Source organism: Pseudoxanthomonas sp. SE1 (assembly GCF_029542205.1).
Taxonomy (GTDB): domain Bacteria; phylum Pseudomonadota; class Gammaproteobacteria; order Xanthomonadales; family Xanthomonadaceae; genus Pseudoxanthomonas_A.
Genome location: NZ_CP113783.1, coordinates 2192222 through 2212116, shown reverse-complemented (window position 1 = coordinate 2212116; position 19895 = coordinate 2192222). Strand labels below are relative to the sequence as shown.

At 63.4% G+C, this 19895-nt stretch carries 18 protein-coding genes and 1 pseudogene; 5 read left to right on the top strand and 14 right to left on the bottom strand.

The genetic code is table 11. The features are described from left to right. Positions 1–150: 150 nt before the first annotated feature. The 10 genes from OY559_RS10430 to OY559_RS10385 form a co-directional block, all read right to left on the bottom strand. The gene (locus tag OY559_RS10430; RefSeq protein ID WP_277726223.1) at positions 151–1035 is read right to left on the bottom strand and encodes a hypothetical protein; all 885 of its coding nucleotides are present in this window, start codon (positions 1033–1035) and stop codon (positions 151–153) included. A 100-nt stretch (positions 1036–1135) separates the two neighbouring features. Continuing rightward, positions 1136–2170: a CBASS cGAMP-activated phospholipase gene (locus OY559_RS10425; RefSeq protein WP_277726222.1), complete on the bottom strand. Its 1035-nt coding sequence runs from the start codon at positions 2168–2170 to the stop codon at positions 1136–1138. After that, complete coding sequence (locus tag OY559_RS10420) at positions 2167–3156, bottom strand: DUF3330 domain-containing protein (RefSeq protein WP_277726221.1); 990 nt, start codon at positions 3154–3156, stop codon at positions 2167–2169. The genes OY559_RS10425 and OY559_RS10420 overlap by 4 nt, the downstream gene beginning before the upstream one ends. 9 nt (positions 3157–3165) lie before the next feature. Further along, positions 3166–3402 (bottom strand): broad-spectrum mercury transporter MerE, encoded by a 237-nt coding sequence (gene merE / locus OY559_RS10415; protein ID WP_277726220.1) that lies wholly within the window; start codon positions 3400–3402, stop codon positions 3166–3168. Then, a complete protein-coding gene (gene merD / locus OY559_RS10410; RefSeq protein ID WP_277726219.1) occupies positions 3402–3767 on the bottom strand; it encodes a mercuric resistance transcriptional repressor MerD in 366 nt (121 codons plus the stop codon). The genes merE and merD overlap by 1 nt, the downstream gene beginning before the upstream one ends. Before the next feature lie 19 nt (positions 3768–3786). Beyond that, entirely contained in the window at positions 3787–5514 is a 1728-nt protein-coding gene (gene merA / locus OY559_RS10405; RefSeq protein WP_277729967.1) for a mercury(II) reductase, read from the bottom strand. Positions 5515–5735: 221 nt separating this feature from the next. Beyond that, positions 5736–6155: an organomercurial transporter MerC gene (gene merC / locus OY559_RS10400; RefSeq protein WP_277729968.1), complete on the bottom strand. Its 420-nt coding sequence runs from the start codon at positions 6153–6155 to the stop codon at positions 5736–5738. 19 nt (positions 6156–6174) lie between these two features. Then, the gene (gene merP / locus OY559_RS10395) at positions 6175–6453 is read right to left on the bottom strand and encodes a mercury resistance system periplasmic binding protein MerP (RefSeq protein ID WP_277726218.1); all 279 of its coding nucleotides are present in this window, start codon (positions 6451–6453) and stop codon (positions 6175–6177) included. Between the two features lie 21 nt (positions 6454–6474). After that, the gene (gene merT, locus OY559_RS10390; RefSeq protein ID WP_277726217.1) at positions 6475–6828 is read right to left on the bottom strand and encodes a mercuric ion transporter MerT; all 354 of its coding nucleotides are present in this window, start codon (positions 6826–6828) and stop codon (positions 6475–6477) included. 62 nt (positions 6829–6890) lie between these two features. Further along, the gene (locus tag OY559_RS10385; protein WP_277726216.1) at positions 6891–7496 is read right to left on the bottom strand and encodes a hypothetical protein; all 606 of its coding nucleotides are present in this window, start codon (positions 7494–7496) and stop codon (positions 6891–6893) included. A gap of 64 nt (positions 7497–7560) precedes the next feature. Here OY559_RS10385 and merR point away from each other — a divergent pair, with 64 nt between their 5' ends. After that, positions 7561–7962 carry a mercury resistance transcriptional regulator MerR gene (gene merR / locus OY559_RS10380; protein WP_277726215.1) on the top strand — a complete coding sequence of 134 codons (402 nt, stop codon included), beginning with the start codon at positions 7561–7563 and terminating at the stop codon, positions 7960–7962. Between the two features lie 155 nt (positions 7963–8117). Here merR and OY559_RS10375 read toward each other — a convergent pair whose 3' ends face one another. Both OY559_RS10375 and OY559_RS10370 read right to left on the bottom strand, forming a co-directional pair. After that, on the bottom strand, positions 8118–8831 hold the full coding sequence (locus tag OY559_RS10375) for a tRNA-dependent cyclodipeptide synthase (protein ID WP_277726214.1): 714 nt from the start codon (positions 8829–8831) through the stop codon (positions 8118–8120). Positions 8832–9553: 722 nt separating this feature from the next. Continuing rightward, positions 9554–10654, bottom strand: a complete 1101-nt coding sequence (locus OY559_RS10370; RefSeq protein ID WP_277726213.1) for a site-specific integrase — start codon at positions 10652–10654, stop codon at positions 9554–9556. 141 nt (positions 10655–10795) lie between these two features. Between OY559_RS10370 and OY559_RS10365 the strand changes: the two genes are divergently transcribed. The 4 genes and pseudogenes from OY559_RS10365 to OY559_RS10350 all read left to right on the top strand — a co-directional run bounded on the left by OY559_RS10365 (position 10796) and on the right by OY559_RS10350 (position 16869). Continuing rightward, a complete protein-coding gene (locus OY559_RS10365) occupies positions 10796–11785 on the top strand; it encodes a DNA-binding protein (RefSeq protein WP_277726212.1) in 990 nt (329 codons plus the stop codon). A gap of 288 nt (positions 11786–12073) precedes the next feature. Beyond that, entirely contained in the window at positions 12074–15157 is a 3084-nt protein-coding gene (locus tag OY559_RS10360; RefSeq protein ID WP_277726211.1) for a Tn3 family transposase, read from the top strand. 62 nt (positions 15158–15219) lie between these two features. Further along, positions 15220–16584, top strand: a pseudogene (locus OY559_RS10355) (efflux RND transporter permease subunit); the annotation flags it as partial. 9 nt (positions 16585–16593) lie between these two features. Continuing rightward, on the top strand, positions 16594–16869 hold the full coding sequence (locus OY559_RS10350) for a hypothetical protein (protein WP_046935218.1): 276 nt from the start codon (positions 16594–16596) through the stop codon (positions 16867–16869). A 281-nt stretch (positions 16870–17150) separates the two neighbouring features. On the opposite strand, the gene OY559_RS10345 is transcribed toward OY559_RS10350, so the two are convergent. Together OY559_RS10345 and OY559_RS10340 are read right to left on the bottom strand one after the other, a co-directional pair. Then, positions 17151–18239 (bottom strand): UvrD-helicase domain-containing protein, encoded by a 1089-nt coding sequence (locus OY559_RS10345; RefSeq protein WP_046933399.1) that lies wholly within the window; start codon positions 18237–18239, stop codon positions 17151–17153. Next, positions 18217–19794, bottom strand: a complete 1578-nt coding sequence (locus OY559_RS10340) for an ATP-dependent nuclease (RefSeq protein ID WP_046932181.1) — start codon at positions 19792–19794, stop codon at positions 18217–18219. Before OY559_RS10340 ends, OY559_RS10345 begins: the two co-directional genes overlap by 23 nt. Positions 19795–19895 lie beyond the last annotated feature (101 nt).

Genomic DNA, 19895 nt, shown 5'->3' with positions numbered 1-19895 from the left:
TTGCAAGGGCCAGTCCGACGCTTTCCATTATGGATCGCCCAAGCCGCCGGACACTGCCACGGCACTTGGAACAAGATCTCCTCGGCAAAGTTGTTCGTCGTCTACACGAGGCTAGTCACCGCACATGCGGCGATGAAACAATCTTCTTATCTATTGTTCCTTTCTCGAAGCGTCCGTTGGAACTTCCACGCCTGGACGTGAGCCAGAGCGTTGCCCAGCGTCAGACGCCAGCAGCGCGCTGCTGGCAATGCCTAAGGTTAGACCGAAGCCCGCGTGTCCGACGGCCTCCCAGATGAAATTCGCAATGGTGTGGCTCCCCATTGCGAAGACCATGCCCGGATAGATCACCAGCACCAGGTAGGGTATCGCCCATTTCCATCCCCGTGCGCCAAACAGCACGAGGAACGACAGGCTGAACATGATCCCGCTCCAATAATGCCAAGCGTAACCCAGAGCGACGGTGGCCCCTGAGCTGAGAGAGGAAACCGGCTCATGCTCTGCGGCGTGTTCCGCCTCTGGCTGATGTTCCTCAGACGAGGCTGCCGAGCCGTGTGCATCAGCCGGGCTCGGAGCAGGCGGCGCTTGTTCGCGCTCGGGACCGACTTCGTGTTCGTCGGCATGCATGGACCCATGCCCCCCCGGCGCGACTTGCCCTCTGAGGCGCCGCCCAAAGTCGAGCGCTTCGTCCATCGCGACAACTCCGGCACTGATCCCCGCCACCCTGCTGGAGTCGTACGTAGCGGTTGCCATGTAACCCGCTAGGAAGGCCACGATGACCAGCCAGACGAAGCGCTTGTCACCGGCCCGTCTGGCCAACGCGACCGAGGCGACGGTGAGCAGGATCGAAGCCAGCCAGAAGATAGGTCCGATGATCGACATCGACACGCTCCACTTCAGGTCGAGGACCAGGGGAAGAGGCCCGATCACACTCGCCCCAAGCGCCAAAATGCGCGGTAGCCAGAAGTCTATGAACGTTCGACCCGCTCGAAAGCCATTGAAAATCGAGTCGTCGAGTTTGTCAGTAGCGGTAGCCATAGTTTGGATCTCCCTTGTCATCGGTGTTGAGCCGCCCCTCGCGCCTTGGTCGCGCTGTCACGCGGGTCGGCAGGGCTCTGCGCTTGGCCGCTCCGATGCTTCACGCGTCAACGGTCGCGGCGATGCGGGTACGCAGAAACGCCTCGTCGTGTTCGGCCAGGTCGGCTAGGTTCTTGAGCGCCGGCAGGCGGCGCAATTCATCCATGCCCATCGGAAAATCCAGGCGTGGATTGATGCGGTGATACGCCGCACCGAGCAGGCCTTCGGCCAGCAGGTTGACGTACTGTGATTGGCTTTCGCTGGAGACGCTGTGAAAGTGCCGTCCCCAAGCCAGCTGACCGCCGGTGCGCAGGCGATCGGGGTCGAAAGGCATGGCGCATTGTTCGCCCGTGCCCACCGACAGCACGGCCAGCTGCTCCAGGCAGGTGGTGCCGAGGTCGTAAGGTGGCGCCACGCCACGGCGACTCTTGCGCGAGAAGCGGAAGGACTCCACCACGCCGAGCAACGCGGGGTTGTTGGCGTACAAGCCCCCATCGACCAGATCCGTCCAATGTTCGGTCGAATGCGCGGCAAAGAAGGTGGGGGCGGCGGAGGCGGCCAGCGCCAGATCGACGAGACGTCCGTCGATGCGCGATGCGCCCCGATGGGCGTAGTCGCTCCGGAACAGTTGGGGCCGTGCATTGGCCAGCGAGAGCGCAGTAATACAGACATCCGTCTGCACATCGCCCAAGGTGAGGTCGCCGAAGAGGGCCCGCATGGCCTCGCGCAGCGCATCGCTGCAGTAGCGAGGGCGAAAATTGTCGACCCCGGCCCAACGGCGCATGGCCGGCCCGAAGATGCGTGGCAGATGCGCCTCGTAAAGCGCCGACACCTCGCTGACCGGCCGTCCGAGGGCGAGCGCCAGTGCAATGATCCCGCCGGTCGAGGTGCCGCAGACAAGGTCGAAGTGGGCGCCGAGCGGAAGCGCCGCGCCGGTCAGCCCATTCAAGTACGCCTCGACCTGTTCGAGAATCTTGAGTGTCAGGTAGCCGCGCGCACCGCCGCCATCCAGGGTCAGTACCGAGAATAAAGCCGCGGAAGCGGGGTCTCGTGGCGCCAGGGGTGCGGCGAACTTCGCGGACGAGGTCGGGTTCACGGTGGGTCCTTGGTGGCGTCCTCTCGGAATGACGGCGTCGAGACGGCTTTGGACTCGTCGCGCATTGCGAAGCGCTGAAAGCACTCCAGACCGCAAAAGTGTTCAACGTAGCCGGCGCCTTCCGGTGTCAGCGCGGCGCTCAGCGGAATATCCTGGCAGCAGACACTGCAACTGATGAGACCGGTATCGCGTGTACTGACGGCGAATGTGGTCCGTTGCGCGAGAAGTGCGGCCAGTGCGTTGGCGGGCATCGCCTGGGCAAACAGGAAGCCTTGGGCTTCGTCGCAGTTCAACAGTCGCAGCACGTCCAAGTCGTCGGCGTGCTCAACACCTTCGGCAACGACCCGCATATCCAAGGCATGGCCCAACGCAATGACGGCCTGCACGATCGCGTGGCTCTTGGGATCGTCAGAAACGCGATCGACGAAACGGCGATCGATCTTCAACGCAGTCACCGGGCAACATTGCAGATGCGCCAGGCAAGCGTAGCCGGTGCCGAAGTCGTCGACTCCGACGCTGACTCCCAGGCGGGCGATTTCACCCAGCATCGCCATCGCAAGCGGATCGCTAAACGCGACCGACTCGGTGAGTTCAAGCTCCAGATATTTCGGAGGCAGTCCCGTTTCTTCAAGTGTGCGACGAACCGTCTGTTCCAATGCCGCACTCAACTGCAAGGCTGAGGCATTCACCGCGACGCGGACCCACGGCAGCCCCTGCCCTTGCCATTCGCGATTCTGACGACAGGCCTCGCGCAAGATCCATTGGCCGAGTTCGACGATCAATCCCGTCGATTCGGCCAAGCCCACGAAGTCCTGCGGCAGGCGCAAGCCATATCCCGGGCGCTGCCATCGCAACAGCGCTTCAACACCTACGATGGCGCCGGTGCGCAGATCAATCTGCGGCTGGTAATGGAGCAAGAACTCCCGGCGCTCCCAAGCCTGTTGCAGCACGGAAGCGATGAGAGGCTGGTGAGTGAAATCGGTCATGAGAAGCGGTCAGGTCCGGCGACCGAAGGCCCGCAGCATCCGCGCCACTGAAAGGACGAACAAGCCGATCAACGCAAGTGCTGCAACACCCCAGTACTCACCGAGAAAGGCGCCGGCGGTAGTGCCGGCGAGCACGACGGCGAGAATCGGTAGATGGCAGGGGCAGGACAGCACGGCCAGCGCGCCCCACAGGTAACCGGCGATCGGCCGGCGCCCTTGGGACGATGTACGCTGGAGGCGGTTCATCACGGCACGCTTTCCGCTGGGTATGCCGGCTCAGCTGGCATGGCCGCCAACTGCGCTTCCAGGTCGGCCAGTGACTCGCGTCGGCGCTCGAGTTGCTGACGCAGCCCGGCGAGTTGCGCAACTGCATCCGCGCCGTCCGCCGCATCCAGCGCCCGGCACAGCCGTGCCAGTACGTCCAAGCCGATTCCCGCCTCGAAAGCGGCCCGAACGAACCGCAGCCGGGCCAGCGACTGCTCGTCGAAAATGCCGTATCCGCTTTCCGTGCGCCGTGCCGGATGCACCAGACCGCGGAGCACGTGATCGCGCACCACGTGGACGCTCACGCCTGCGTCTTCAGCCAGTCTGGATATCGTGTAGGCGTTCATCTCAATCGGTGCCTGGCAGCTAACCTGCGCAGCACGACAGCTGTTTGACGTCCTTGTGGAAGGTCTGCGCCGCGAGCTTGAGTCCCTCGACCATCGTCAGATAGGGGAACAACTGGTCGGCCAAGTCCCGCACGGTCATGCCGGCGCGGATCGCGAGCGCCGCGGTCTGGATGATCTCGCCGGCTTCCGGGGCGACGGCCTGCACGCCGATGAGCCGGCCGGTGCTGGCCTCGGCGACCAGCTTGATGAAGCCGTGCGTGTCGAAGTTGACCAGCGCCCGCGGCACGTTGTCGAGCGTGAGCGTGCGGCTGTCGGTCTCGATGCCGTCGTGATGCGCCTCCGCCTCGCTGTAGCCGATGGTCGCCACCTGCGGATCGGTGAATACCACCGCCGGTACGGTGTCGAGATCCAAGGTCGCGTCACCACCGGTCATGTTGACTGCCGCACGGGTGCCGGCGGCGGCGGCCACGTAAACGAACTGCGGTTGGCTCGTGCAGTCGCCGGCAGCGTAGATGTCCGCTGCACTGGTGCGCATGGCCTGGTCGACCACGATGGCGCCGCGCTCATCCAGCGACACACCGGCATTCCCCAGCGCCAGGCTGCGGGTGTTGGGGGAGCGCCCGGTGGCGATGAGCAAGCGATCAGCACGCAGTTCGCCGTGGTTGGTGGCGAGGACGAACGCACCCTCTTGGTAGGACGCCTGAGTGGCCTGGGTTTGCTCCCACACCTCGATGCCCTCGGCACGGAAGGCCGCGGTCACGGCTTCGCCGATGGCCGGATCTTCGTGGAAGAACAGCGTGCTGCGCGCCAGGATCGTGACCTGGCTGCCCAGGCGGGCGAAGGCCTGCGCCAGTTCCACCGCCACCACCGAGGAACCGATGACAGCCAGTCGTTCGGGGATGGCGTCGGTGACCAACGCCTCGGTCGAAGTCCAATACGGCGTGTCTTTGAGCCCTGTGATCGGCGGCACCGCCGCGCTGGCGCCGGTGGCGATCAGGCAGCGGTCGAAGGCGACTTCGCGTTCCCCGCCGTCAGTCAAGTTCACGCTCAAGCGGTGGCTGTCCTTGAAGCGCGCTTCGCCCCGGACCAGTTCGATGTTCGGATTCGCTTCCAGAATGGCTTCGTACTTCTCGTGGCGCAGTTCGTCGACGCGGGCCTGCTGTTGGGCCAACAAGCGCGTGCGGTCGACGGCGGGCGCGCACGCGGCGATACCGTCGTCGAAGGGGCTGGTCCGCCGCACATGCGCAACGTGCGCGGCGCGGATCATGATCTTCGAGGGCACGCAGCCGACGTTGACGCAGGTGCCGCCAATCGTGCCACGCTCGATGAGCGTGACCTGCGCCCCGGATTCCGCCGCCTTGATCGCCCCTGCCATGGCGGCGCCGCCGCTGCCGATGACGGCGATCCGCAGGGGTGCTGGTGACGCTCCCGAAGCGTCGTTCGAGGTGCTGCGCGGCTGCTTGAGCAGGCCGCCCAAGGCGCCCAGAACTTTGTCCACAGCTGAGGGTTTCGTGGTTGCGGTTGGCGCGGCCTCGGCTACTGCTGGCTCCACCAGCCGGTAGTTGCGGGGCAAGGCCTCGTTCAACTGCGCCAGTGTCAGCGGATGCGCGCTGCGGACACGGACTTCCCTTTTGGGATAGCTGACCGCGACCTTCGCGAGTTCCGGCACGGCTTGCAGCGCCTTCTCGATGTGATGGGCGCAGTCCGCGCAGGTCATGCCGGTCACGTTCAAGATGCGTTCGTTCATGGGTGTTTCCAATTTCCAATGGGGCGGAGGCAGTGTGTCTGCCCTCCGCTGCAACGGGAGAAGCCGTTTGTCGTGGCGCGGGAGGCGCCCTTGTCTCAGCAGCAATACGGCGCGGCCACGATCAGCAATAGCGCAATGCCGACGATGATCCCGATCGCATAGAGATCGTCTTTCTTCGAGCGCAGCCACGCCTTCATGTATTGCAACGCCTTGTGGTCGGGTTAACAACAGTCTGTCTTGTCATCGGTCGTGGTGCCGGCCTTGCGTGGCCGGGAAATCAAATCCCAGATCGCCACCGCAACCATCAGCACCAAACCGGGATACAGCAGAAAGCCGCTGCGCTGATCCAAGACCACCATCACGAACACCGCGGCCAACACGAGGAGCGGGCCAGTCACTCCCAACGCACCCCGGAACCATTGCCCGTGACGACGCCCACTGATCACGTTGGCCAGGAGCGCAATGCCGGCGAACAGTGGTAGCAAGTAACGGATAAAGACTCCTTCGTATTGACTCAGGAAGCCCAAGCCGATGGCGGCGCCCAAGCTGCCGAGCGCGGGAAAGCAGCCCGCGCAGCCCATCGCGGACACCAGGGCACCGACCGAGCCGGCCTTGTCACCGAGACGGGCAAACCAGCCGATCGGAGTGGTCATGACTCGCTCACTTCTTGACAGTGGACGGATAACCGGCGTTGGCCGTCGCGTCGGTGAGCGCCTTGAGCGTGGTCTTGGCGTCATCGAAGGTCACAACGACTTCCTTCGCTTCGTAGTTGACCTCGATCTTGGTCACGCCTTCGACCTTGCTCAGCCCCCGCTTGACGGTGATCGGGCAGCTGGCGCAGTACATGCCGTCCACGGTGAGCGTTACGGTCTTGAGGGCCGCCCAGGCCGGTGCGGTGAACGCGAGGGCCAGGACGAGAACGGTGGCGAGTTTCTTCATGTGCGGATCCTCCGGGAAGTGTCAGTAGAACCACGGTGCGAGGTAGGGGAAGGTCAGTGCCAGCAGAATCAAGACCGCGACGATCCAGAAGAGAATCTTGTATGCGGCCTTGACCTGCGGTACCGCGCAGACTTCGCCCGGCGCGCACGCCGCGGCCGGCCGGTAAATACGGCGCCAGGCGAAGAACATGGCGACCAGGGCGGCGCCGATGAAGAGCGGGCGGTAGGGTTCGAGCGCCGCGAGGTTGCCCAGCCACGCCCCGCTGAATCCCAAGGTCACCAGCACCAGGGGGCCGAGGCAGCACGCCGAGGCCAGAACCGCCGTGACGCCGCCGGCGAGCAGCGCCGTGGCGCCCGTTTTATTGGTGTTTTTCATCGCGATGCCGTGGATCCATCTGGGTTGACGCCTGCACCTTACTGCCGTACTTGGGTACGGAGTCAAGCGCCATGCTCACAGGGCGCTGCATCGGCGGGCAGCAGCGTGGCGAGGGTCAAGACGGTCTCCCAGGGCACCCCGACGTGCTGTTGCAGCACGTCTCGCGCGGCCGCGAGCAGTCGCGCCAGGCGGGCTTCGATGCGGATGTTCTCGTCCGCGATGAGTACGTCCCGCAGCGCACACGCCAGATCGCATTGCAGCGCCGCGCCGTCAGGCAGCGGCACGCCCCGTTGCGACAGGCGCAGCACGATCCGGGCGGCAATGGTGTGCGCCTCTTCCTCGCTGAGCTGATCGACGGTTTCGCACCGGTACCACTGCGACGGGTCGGGAAAGGTCGCGAGCAAATCGCCAGCCGCCGCTGGAGTGCATGCGAACTCACGGCCGCCACCAAGTGCGACGTGCAGCAGGCGGACCTGCTGATCGACGTCGAGTTCGCATCGCCACTCGATCGCGATCAGGTCGCCGCGACGGTGCAGCCACGCGCGCGCGATGGCCGGTTGATCCTCCAGCTGAGCCAGCACGGGCTTGGCGAGGCACCCACAGCCGATCTGCGGGACGGCTGCGCACACCAATGCAGCAGAGTAGAAACCAATGGGGGCGATGGGCATGGGCTTCTCCGGGCGGGTCGAACGGTCGTAAGCTACCTCCGTAGTCAAGTACGGGATCAAGCGGATGGATCACACTCCGGAAAACCTGACCATCGGCGCCTTCGCCAAGGCGGCCGGCGTCAATGTCGAGACGATCCGGTTCTACCAGCGCAAGGGGCTGTTGCTCGAACCAGTGAAGCCCTACGGCGGCATCCGTCGCTACGGGCCGACGGAAGTGGCGCGGGTCAAGTTCGTGAAATCGGCCCAGCGGTTGGGCTTCAGCCTCGACGAGGTCGCGCAATTGCTCAAGCTGGACGACGGCACCCACTGCCACGAGGCGGCCGAACTTGCGGCGCTGCGGCTGGCCGACGTGCGCGCGCGCCTGGCGGATCTGCGGCGCATGGAACAGGCGCTGTCCCAACTGGTGGTCGCTTGCCATACGCATCACGGCCAAGTGTCGTGCCCGCTGATCGCCGCGTTGCATTGAGTCCGCACGCGCAGCGGTCTGGACCGCTGCCTCGACGCCGCCACTCGCGGCGCGAACACCTGCTGTGCACGTAATGGCCGCGTCACGCAGCTAAATCCGATCGGTTCCGCAGGCGGCACCACGGCAACGGTGGTGCCGCCTGATGCATCAAGCGCTCAGCGGCAACGGTTCGGGCACGGGACTTGCAGCGCGTGCGTCTGCAACTGCTCGGCCGCCTCACCTGCAAGTTCGTGCGGACGCAGCACGCCAAATCCTTGGCCTCGGGACACCTTGCCTGCCAGTTCGCCCTGATATGTTTCCGAGATCAGCAGCGGGCACTGGTGGTACACGAATACCACGTCAGATCCGATCATCTCCGAGGCATGGAAGAACAGGGGCAGCTCGGCGAGGAGGTATTGAACGCCAAGCATTGCCGCATCGAGGCCAACCGGCTCACCATCCTTAGCAGACAGAACCCAACGTGTCGTGTCGAGGCACCTCCGACGAAAAACGTCGTCAGTCTCGAACCGATCGAGCGCTTCTGCGAGCCGGTTTTGGTAGGCCGCATTGGTCGCCAAGGACTCGCACCCGAGGATCGCAAGGCGCCTGGCACCCATCGCTTGGTTCATCTTGTTGCGCAGGTAGCGCATTTGCCGGCTGGTTTTCCTGACTGCTTCGTCTTTCGTGTAGCCGCGGGCTTGCAAGGTGAACCGCGTGACGTCGTCCGGGACGAACAAGGCAACAGCGCGCCCGCCGTCCTCGCAGAAGTCGATGATTGATTGAATGCGCTCGGTACTGAAATAGCTGTTGAAGGGGCTGATACCGACCAGCGCCATGGCGCCTTCGGACCACAGTCGGTCGCATTCACGGGTTATGCCGCGAAATTCCATAAGTCGTCTCCTCTGACGACCCTCGCACCTACGTGCAGGGTCAAGCTCCACCTTGTCGCGTTTGACTAAGGCGTTCGGAATCTGGGGAAAGCGGCTCAGGCCTTGGGCGGCGGGAGCGGCGGACGCTCGTCGTGTGAGCGTAATGCTGGAAAGTTGGCTTCTGGCCGTTCGGCGACCCGGATCTTCAGGTGAAAACGTAACTCGTCTGGCACCACAGCGCAGGGGACCGAGCAGCGCAGCTTGCTCCTTCCTCCCGCATCCTCAGCGCCGGGCCCCTCGCATGCTGCAGCCGCTGGCGTGACCGTAGGGCACGGACTATCCCTGTCCGGCATGGGCAACGGCGTCCAGTACTTCGGCAGCAGGAAGCCGCACAGCAGCGTGATGATGAGCAGACAACTGATCCGACCCGCGTTATCCAAGTGCATAATGCCGACTCATTGCAACGCCTACAATCCACTTGAAGGTTGTACTGGATACCGCCGTTCCGCCCACGTGGGAACGGATCTGACGCGTGCCTTGATGCGCGGTCACCCGCTGTGCGCCAACGCGGGGGAGAGGTTCACTCCCCGCAAGCACCGCGTGCTGACTCCGATCTACGACCAAGACGCGAGGCGAAAGTTCAGTTGCACGGGTAGACGGGCACAGGATGTTGGCCCCATGGGTGATCGGCAGCACGAGCCTTGACTGCGTCCACGGAGGCGCTTACGCGCGATCACGCGCGGTCAGGGACTTTCGGCCGATGACGCATGGTTGGGCGACGGCGACGCGTCCTCGGCTGGCACTGCGAGCGCGGCCCCGGGCAGCGTCAGCGCGCTCACGCGGCTCGAGAGCAAGGCGCCTGCTTGGAAGTAACCCATCACGGTCCCCACGCTGCGGTGCTCGGTCATCGCCATGACTTCGCCCAGCGCCACGCCCTGGCGGCCCGCTTCGGTCACGAAGCCGGAGCGCAAGCTGTGCGCGGCCCAATCGCCTTCGAGGCCCGCCAGTTTCGCGCGTCGCTGCACGATGCGGGCGATCTGGTCACTGGACAGGGCGCGCGAACCGACCTTGTCGTGACGATACATCCGCCGGAAAAGCGGGCCTTCGGTGAGGTTTGCCGCCTGCAGCCACGCCGCCACCGCCCGCGCCGCATCGCCGCGCAGCGGCTTGTCCCGGCGCGGGCCGCTCGCGTTCGTCTTGGTGCGTCCCAGGGCATAGGTCCAGGTGTCATCCCGCAGGCGGCGCAGGTCGCCGACCTGCAGTTCGACGACTTCCGACCGGCGGCGTCCGCCACCGCTCCAGGCGAGCAGCAGCAGCGCGCGATCGCGCACGCCCCGAAGGCCATCGGTGCAGGTATCCAGCATGGCCTGCAGCGGCTCGGCGACGGCCGCCGTTTTCTTGCGCGTGACGATGCCGCGCTTCGCTTGGGCTCGGCGCGCCTTGGCGACCAGCGTCTTGATTCGGTGGTCGTCGGTCGGCGACTCCCACTGCTGCAGACGATGCCATTTGGCGAGCACCGCCAGTCGGTGTCCGACCGTAGCCGAGGACAAGGGGCCGAGCGCTTTCTTCGCGCCCAGCGCCACGAGCTGCGCGTCCACGGCCGGCGGCAGATCGTGGCGCAGTCCGGCGCCCACGCGGCGCTCCAGATGGTCGATGACGAACTGGTTCACCACCGGGACGGGCACGGGCTGCGCGTGGAAGGCGCCGCCGTAGCGCAGCGCGTACCAGGCCGCCCAGTAGCGCATGGCGGAGGCGTAGCTGCGTGCCGTGTTCGCGGGCGTGCCTTCCGCGAGGAATTCTTCGGTCGCGCGTTGAGTGGCGGCGTCGAGCGCCCTCGGATCCAACAGAGCGGAAGTCGCTGGGTCGACACAGGGGACCGGAACGAGCGTAGTATTTGTTACGTCCGACATAGCAAAACTGCCTTATGAGTGTCCATTAGTCGGATAACTGGTTGCTTATCAGACCTTAGCATAGGAGAAGGGGAGATGGCCGTCGGGGTCCCAGAAGCTGACGTTTTCGCCGCCGCTGATCGCGTGCTCGAGCGCGGCGAACGCCCTACCGTCGAGCGCGTGCGCCTGGAGCTCGGACGCGGGAGTCCGGCGCGCGTCGGCCAACTGCTCGAGGCGTGGTGGGATGCGTTGGCGAAACGGCTCGCCGGCGAGACCCGGCTGCCGGCGCTGCCCTCGGCCGCCTCGGCCGCGTTCACAGACCTGTGGCGCGTGGCCATGAACGAGGCGCGTGCCGTGGCAGAGCGCGAGCTCGAGGAGCAGCGTGCGGCTGTCGAGGCGGAGCGCGCGCAGTTTCAAGCGGACCGGAGCGTCTGGGACCAGCAGATCGCCCAGGCCGCCCAGGCGAGGGTCGAGGCCGACACGGCGCGCAGCCAGGCCACCGAACGGTTGGAGGATCTGCAGCGCCTCACGACACAGCTCGAGCACCAAGCCGTCGAGGGCGGCGAGCGCCAAAAGGCCTTGGAATCGCAGCTGCAAGCCGCAGAGTGCGATCGGCGCGCGTTGCAGGAGCACGTGTCAGCGCGGGAGGCGGCGGCAGCCCAGGAGCGCGAGGCGGCGGCCCAACACTTACGGGCAATCGAGGACCGCAGTCACGCCGAGGTGGATCGGGCCAGGCAAGAAGCGAAGCTCCTGCGCACCGAAGTGGAGCGCGCGGAACGGGCGCACCAGCAGGAAATGCGCGAGTCGCACGAGCGAGAATCCGAGCTGCGCCAGCGACTCGGGCAGGCGGAACGCACGGTCGGGGAGCACGCGGCGCGGGTCCGTGCGCTCGATGAGCAGCTGGCTCGTCTGGATGGCTTGGGCGATGCGCTGCGCAGCGCCCAGGACGCCGTCCGCGCCGGGCTCGACCGGGAGGCGCAGCTGCGCCAGGCGCTCGAGGAAGCCGCGCGCCGGACGTCGGAGGGCCACCCGCCGGACGCCGCGAAACCGCCTAGAAGGAAGGTGGCAGCCAAAGCCAAACGGTGACCGCCCTTTCCACACCTAGGCCGCTTTGGCGGGTCGTTGCCCATAACTTTACATTTTCGGGCGAATGACGGCTTCTAGTTGCACGCGTCTGTTATTGCTCACGTTTTTCTGCAAGGGAGGCGGTGCAGCGCGGCTCGGAATGCGCAGAATCCGGCCCAATTTGATGGCGGTGTGGCCAGGTCTGACGCCTGAATGCTCTCGGTACCCTTCAGAACTTTACATTTTTGGGCGACTGAGCGTTTCTTGTTCCAATAGATTGATTTGTTTCGATAAACAAGGGGCCTTTGCATGACTGAGCGCTCGCATCGTCTCTCCATCCTGCGTCAGGAGGAGATCGATGAGCTGTGGGGCCAGCCGCGCTTCGATGCCCGGGACCGCGACTTGTACTTCGACCTCACACCGCAGGAGTTGGAGGTCGTGGTCCAGCGGCGTAATGCGGTCGGGATCCATTTTGTCCTGCAGCTGGGCTACTTCCATGCCCGGCGCATGTTCTTCGACCCCACCGGGGAGTCGGCCCGCGACGATATTGAGCACATCGTCGGCCGCTATTTTCCCGACCGTCGCCATCTGCCGCTTCCAGAACCGCCTTCGCGCCCAACGATGCAGTCGATCCAAGAGCAGATCCTGGAACTGCTGGGATATCGGCGGTGGACGGGCATGCGCCCTGCGCTGTTGGCGCGTCTGAACGAGTTGGCGATGCGGTCCACGCAGCCCAACTACCTTCTCCGAGAGGCCCTCAAATTCGTCGACCGCGAGCGGGTCGTCCGGCCGGCGTACTCCGCGCTGCAGGACCTTGTGGGCGAGGTGATGAACACCGAACGCGATCGTCTGACGACGAGCCTGCGCAAGGCACTCAAGCCCCCGGTGCGCAAGCTGCTCAATAGCCTGCTTGCGAACGACGGGTCGGTGAACAGCCTCGGCTTGCTCAAGCAGGACCTTCGAGACTTCAGCTACACCGCGCTGCGCGAAGAAGTTTCACGCCGCCAAACCTTCGCTCCGTTGTACGCCTTCGCCAAAGTATTCCTCAAGCAGGTGAACATCTCCCCGGAGAGCAGCAAGTACTACGCCTCCATGGTGATTTTCTACACGTTGTTCAAGCTCCAGCGCATGGACCCGCAGGTCGTCCACCTCTATCTGCTGTGCTTTGCGTTCCACCGCTACCGCCAGATCAACGACCACCTGGTGGAAGCGTTCATCACCCGCGTGGAGCTCTACACTCGAGACGCGCGAGCGGCGAGCGAGCAAGCCCTGCTGGAGACGATGGAAAAGAGCGTCCAGGGCCTCCATGGCGCGGGCAATGTGCTTGAGTTGTTCATCGACTCCAACATTCAGGACAAGACGCGGTTCGCCGCGGTGAAGGACAAGGCCTACCAGCTACTCCCGAAGGACCGTTTTGCGCCGGTGGCTGACTATCTTCGAGACATTGCGTTCGACAAGACGGCCTATCAATGGAAGGCGTACGGCGAGCTCTCGCAAGCGATCAAGAAGAACCTGCGGCACCTGTTCGCCGAGCTGGACTTCGACGGCCCGCATACCAACGAGGCGCTCCTGGAGGCGGTGGCTTTCTTTAAGAAGCTCCTTCGGGATGGCCGCTCGCCCAGGCAAGTCCCTCCGAAAGACTTTCCGACGCAGTTCATCTCCAAGCGCATTCGCCGCTATGTGTTCGTACCTGACGCCAAGGGCAAGCGGGAGCTGGACGTCGACCGCTACGAGTTTGCGCTCTACAGCGAACTGTGCGACGCGATTGCGGCGGGCAACGTGTTCATTCGCGACAGCAACGAAAACCGCGGCCTGGAAGATGACTTGATCGACGCCGAACGTTGGGAGAATGACAAAAACGCCATCCTCAAGTCGTTGGACGCACCTGTCCTGGAGAGGCCGATCGAGGAAACTCTGGCGTCACTTCGCGAGGAGCTGGAGGCGAAATACGCCAGCGTCAACGAGCGTATCCGGAACAAGAACAACGCACATTTCCAGCTGCGCGGCAAGAAAACCACGCGGTGGAAGCTCGAGTATCCGAAGGACGAGTCGCCCGGGGTGGGTGGCTTCTACGCCCAGTTGCCGATGATCGGCATCTCCGAGCTGCTGAAATTCGTCGCCGCCCAGACAGGGTTTCGCCAGCACTTTACCCATGTGCTTGAACGCTTCGCCAAGCAGCCGCTCGACGCACCGCAGCTCGATGCCGCCATCGTCGCGCTCGGAACGAATATGGGCCTGTTGAAGATGGCCGAAGTCGCCGATATGAAGTACTCCGGCCTGTCCACGACGGCTCGCAATTTCATTCGCCAGGAAACGCTGCGCGCGGCCAACGACGCCATCGCTAACGCCACCGCCAAACTGCCGGCCTTCAAGCTGTTCCACATACAGGAGCGCCTGCACTCGTCGAGCGACGGCCAGCGCTTTGAGACACAGGTAGACACCTACAAGGCACGGCATTCGCCGAAGTACTTTGGGCTGAAGAAAGGCATCAGCGTGGTGACGGCAGTGGCTAACCACATCCCAATTGCGGGCACGGTGATCGGAGCCCATGAGCATGAAAGCCACTACGTCTTCGACTTGCTCTTCAACAACACCAGCGAGGTTCGTCCGGAGCAACATTCCACCGACACGCACGGGACCAATCAGATCAACTTCTTTGCGCTCGATACCTACGGCTACCGCTTCGCGCCTCGCTATAAGGATGTTCGTTCGAAAACCGATCGGATGCTCGTTGGCTTCCGGGCACCCCGCGACTATGGGGACATGCTCATCAAGCCGTCCCGCAAGGTGAGGGAGGCGCTCATTGTCTCCGAATGGCCGAACATTCAGCGCATCATGGCCTCGCTCGGCCAGAAGCATGTGACGCAGGCGACGATCGTTCGTAAACTGAGCAGCTACGAGCTCCAGAACAAAACCAAGGAGGCTCTCTGGGAAATGGAGGGGATCCTTCGATCGCTCTATATCCTGGACTATATTGACGACGTCGAACTGCGCCAGTGCGTGCAGCGTGCGCTCAACCGTGGCGAGGCTTACCACCGGTTGCGGCGGGTGATCGCCTACGTCAACAATGGCAAGTTCCGGGTCACCACCGAAGAGCAACAGAAGATCTGGAACGACTGCGCGCGTCTCATCGCGAACGCTGTGATCTACTACAACACCGCGCTGCTGTCGATCATCTACGAAACCATGCTCGCTGCCGGAAACGCGGAGGCGATCGCACGATTGACGAAGGTATCGCCAGTGGCCTGGCAGAACGTCAACCTGTTTGGTGCGTTTGACTTCAGCGATTCGGAGGTGGACGTGGACCTCTCAGCGATTGCGTCCATCGTCGGAAACCCGCAGCTGTGGGGTGTCGTCGAATCGAACCTGGAAGGTGAGCTTTTCGATCAGTGAACGGCCATTTTCCCCGCGGAAATTGCTAACTTTACATTTCTGGGCGTTGGGTAAGATTGGCCAAGATCGGTACCGCCGAGGTAGCCACCGATCCGATGCCCCCCTCGATGGCCGACACGTTCCTCATGCTCAAGCCGCGGGATCAGTGGCCAGATCCCCGCAAGCCCAAGGCAGAGTTGATCGAAGAACTGGAGCAAGCCGCCAAGAAAATCCCCGGTAGCAACTATGAGTTCACCCAGCCCATCCAGATGCGCACGAACGAACTGATCTCCGGCGTCCGCTCGGACGTGGCGATCAAGGTCTATGGCGATGATCTGGATCAGCTCGCACGACTTGCTGGCCGCATCGAGCGGGCAATGCGTGAAGTGCCTGGTGCTGAGGACGTGAAGTCTGAGCAAGTGAGCGGACTGCCGTTGCTCACGGTAACCCCAGACCCGGTAGCGCTGGCACGGTATGGATTGAATCCAGGAGATGTGCAGGAGACGGTGGCCACCGCTATCGGTGGTCAGGTAGCGGGCCAGTTCATTGAAGGCGATCGTCGCTTCGCTCTCGTGGTCCGGCTACCCGAAACATTGCGCTCAGATCCGGCGGTGCTGGCAGACCTGCCGATTCCGTTGCCCGAGGACAATAGTCCCGATGAGTCCAGCCGTGAGGCGACATGGCGTGGCGGTAGCCCTCGGACCGTGCCGTTACGTGAGGTCGCTACCATCCAAGTCGAGCGTGGACCGAACCAGGTGAACCGCGAGAACGGCAAGCGACGCGTGGTCATCACGGCCAATGTGCGCGAACGCGATCTGGGAAGTTTCGTGGGAGATTTGCGCACCAAAATCGGCGAGGAAGTGAAGATGCCGGAAGGCTACTGGGTGGCCTATGGAGGCACGTTCGAGCAATTGATCTCCGCCAGCCAGCGCCTTTCCGTAGTCGTTCCGGTCACCTTGGCTCTCATATTTGCTCTGCTGTTCATGGCCTTTGGGTCGGCAAAGGACGCTGCGATCGTGTTCAGCGGGGTACCGCTGGCGCTGACCGGCGGCGTCATCGCGCTGGCGCTGCGCGGAATTCCGTTGTCCATCTCCGCCGGCGTGGGCTTCATCGCCCTATCGGGCGTGGCGGTGTTGAACGGCTTGGTCATGATTGCCTTCATCCGACGCCTGCGCGAACAAGGCGATCCGCTGGATGAGGCCGTGCGCGATGGTGCGCTCGGCAGGCTGCGTCCGGTGCTGATGACCGCGCTGGTGGCTTCTTTGGGCTTCTTGCCGATGGCTCTCAATGTCGGTGCGGGTTCGGAAGTCCAGCGGCCCCTGGCGACCGTGGTGATCGGTGGCATCTTGTCCTCGACCGCCTTGACCCTGTTTGTATTGCCCGTGCTGTACCGGTGGTTACACCGAGAGCGCGACCGGCCCGTTCTCCCGACCACGGCGCTCGCATGAGGCAGCATCATGCCCAAGCCTGACCTGGAAATTGTGCGTGCGGCGATGTTCGCCGATCCCGGGGTGAAGGCGGTCGACGATCTGCGGTGGATGCCTGCCGCATCCGGGCTGGGCATTCAGGCCACGGTGACAGTGGCCTCATCGGCGGTGGACCTGGCCACAGTGCAGGCCGTCGTGGGCCAGATTCTCGCCACTCAGTTCGGCGTAACAGAACTACACCTGACATTCAACGATCCCGGGCCGGCACCGGCGCAACCGACCCGTGGGCCTATCGAAAAGAGGTAAAGCGGAGGGCGGCATTGCCGCCCTCCGAACCCTCAACCAATCCAACCGAAGGCAAACACCGTTCCCAAGGTCGTGCTGAGCGCTGCTACGCCCCACAACCCAAACGCTGATCCGTCGCAATCGCGTGCAGGTGGCGGCCAGCCTGGGGTCGGCTGGGCACGGAGGAGCGCGTGCTCGCCATAGCAGTGCGCCAGAGAGCGCCAGCAGGCCAAAGGCCAGGCCGAACACCAACGCCTTGTGCAGCCCACCGGGCGCGCCGGCAGCGTGGGAGCAGCACCCGACTAGTCTCGGGACTCATAGACTTGGTGCCCTGGCCAGGCGCAGGCGCCTGCCAGGACAAAGGCCACGCTTTGCCGGGCCCGCGTGAACGCCACGTAGTACTTCGCCGGTGAGGTGATACGGGAGGCGTCAGCGGTGCGCAGGAACTGGGCCAGGGGGCCATTGGGATAGATCAGCACGCGGGAGTATGTCCGTCCCTTGGCTTGTCCAAAGTTGACCGCAGGATAGCCATCGCAGGCTTCCCGCCGGTCGTAACGCAGGACGGTGGGCGCGAACTGCAGTACATATTTTTGCACCAGAGTGGGTGCCACCACATAAATGCCCTCATGCCCGGTCAGCTCGCTATTTCCTGACTCGGTGCGCGGCATCTGCGGATACAGCGCATCGGCCAGATCACACAGCGACTGCGCACAGCGGTGGCTGATCACCCGATGCTGGATCTGACACAAGTTCCGCGCCTGCCAGGCTTGGAAAAGCCCCATCATGGCCACACCACGGTATTGCTGGTGACGCGGAGAATGGTTGGTGGCGTAGGTCGCCTGGCGGGTATCACCCACCAGCGTGATCTCGATGCCGCTGGAGAGCAGGCGCTCGACCAGGTCCAGGTCGTAGCCGGCCAAGTCCTGGACCTCATCGATGTAGAGCTCGTCGTACATGGCCGCCAAACGCTCGATGACACGGCCTTGGGTAAGCTCATCGCAGCGCACGGCAAAGTCAGCGGCGCGATCGGAATATATTCGATCGCCGGCCAGATAGTGACGAGCCACCTGACTACGGGGAGCACGATTGTTGGTCCTGCCCTCAACGAAGAGGATGGACTCCACGCGGGGCTGGGCACACAGCGCCGCCTGATAGGGCCGAATGCACTCGCGCAGCAGAAAGCTGTACCAACTGTAGAGCGACACGTGCGCCGGCACGGCGCCAGCCTGCCGTTCAAACGCGCGCCTGATCTCTTCCAGGTTCTCAAGCGTGTAGGTCAGGATGGCGATCCGGCGTTGCGGGCGCGCCAGGGACTGGCGCACCAACATCGTCGTCTTGCCCGAACCGGCCGCCGAGAGCAGTACCTGATTAGGCGATGGCACGCTGGACATAGTCCGGAAACACGATCGAGTGGGGACTATTGAAGATGGCCAACGCTGTATCGGTCTTGTTGCCCTTCATGAACTTCAACAGCGCCGCCTCATCGGCGAACGTTTTATCCAACACCAGATTCAATTGCGCCAGCGTATTTGCCTTGATCAATTGTTGCTCCAGCGAGGGTGCGTCCTCATCGGAGTCATAGTAGATGTAGTTCAGGAAATCAGCGTAGCGTTCCTGCAGCAGGGCTACGTCGCCGTCGTTGTCGGTAACGACAGCGGTTGGGATATCCAGGCGTTGGGCGATCTGCAGAAATCGCTTGAAGGCCAGGGAGTTGACCGAGATCACGTCCACGCCACGGGCCAACGGCGACACGCCGTGGTGATCCTTGAAGGCTCGCTGGACGATCAACTCGTCCGAGGGGCCCTCGACAAGGATCGCCTGCTTGGCCAGGATCAACCGCAGGGTGTCATGACCCGGCAGCTTCATGAAGTAGTCGTGCGTATCGGTCGGCAGTTGGTCCAGTTTTATGTGTCCGCGTGCACTGAAGAGGATCACGTTGTCCACGCCGAGCTTGTTCAACACGAAGCTGCTATGCGTTGCAATGATGACTTGCTGGGCGGTGGACAGAGCTGCGATCTTGTCGATCAGTTGGGTCATACTGGAGAAGGACAGATGATTCTCGGGCTCTTCTACCAGCAGCACGTGCGCAGCACCGGCCGCGCGCATGGCCAGTTTCATTTTGACCGCACTCTGTTCGCCTTTGCCGGCGTGGGTGAAAGGAAGATCGTCCAGGTAGGGAGACAGACTGGCCTCCCACGTCGACCGCGCCGAGGTGTCCACACCCACGGTCAGCGTCTTATTGCTGACATCGCCCGCATTTTCGGCCAGGAACGTGTTGATGGCCGCCACGTCCGTTTCCTGGGAAAAGCTCTGCCGCATGCGGCGATAACTCAGCGACAAGGCCACGCGCTGAGCCGGAGAAAGCACCTGGTCGATGATGCTGCCGATGTAGCGATCCGTGCCTGAAAAGGTCTTGGCACTGGTGGTATCGATTATCGTGGAGTCGAATGGGATGCTGCGGGCGGTGACGCCATTGTTGGCGAAGGAATACCAGCGGACGGTGTAGTACTCCACCGGCAAGCTGCCCCCCTGGTGCTCGCGCAAATAGGCATCGAACTCGGGGCGATAGTCTTCGTTGAGTTCGATCAGCAGCCGAATGCCGGCCATGTCAGCGCCGAGGGAGTTGTTGGTACCCCGCAATGAAGCCAGGGTGGCATCCCGTCCGAGGTAAGCCTCGATCACGATCCGCGGAGGCGAACCAGGCTGTCCATCCCGCAGACGTGCCAGATACTCGTCGACAGCCGGTTGGTGGAACAGGTAGGGGGTGATTTCGTAGGCGATGCCTCGTCCGTGCAATTGGCCGGTCACGACAGCATGAATAGCTTCCAATAGCGTGGACTTGCCGACCTCGTTGTTGCCCACGATCAGGTTCATGTGGGGGTTGAGCGGCAAATCCAGGTGGCCAAACGCCTTGAAGTTCTCGATGACGACTCGTTCGATCGGCATGGTTCATCCCTGTACGACTGCAGCGCGAGCACGGCGCCCGGAGCCATCCGGACACGCCGGCATGGCGTTCATACTAAACCGGGCCAGTGGGGCGGATTTCG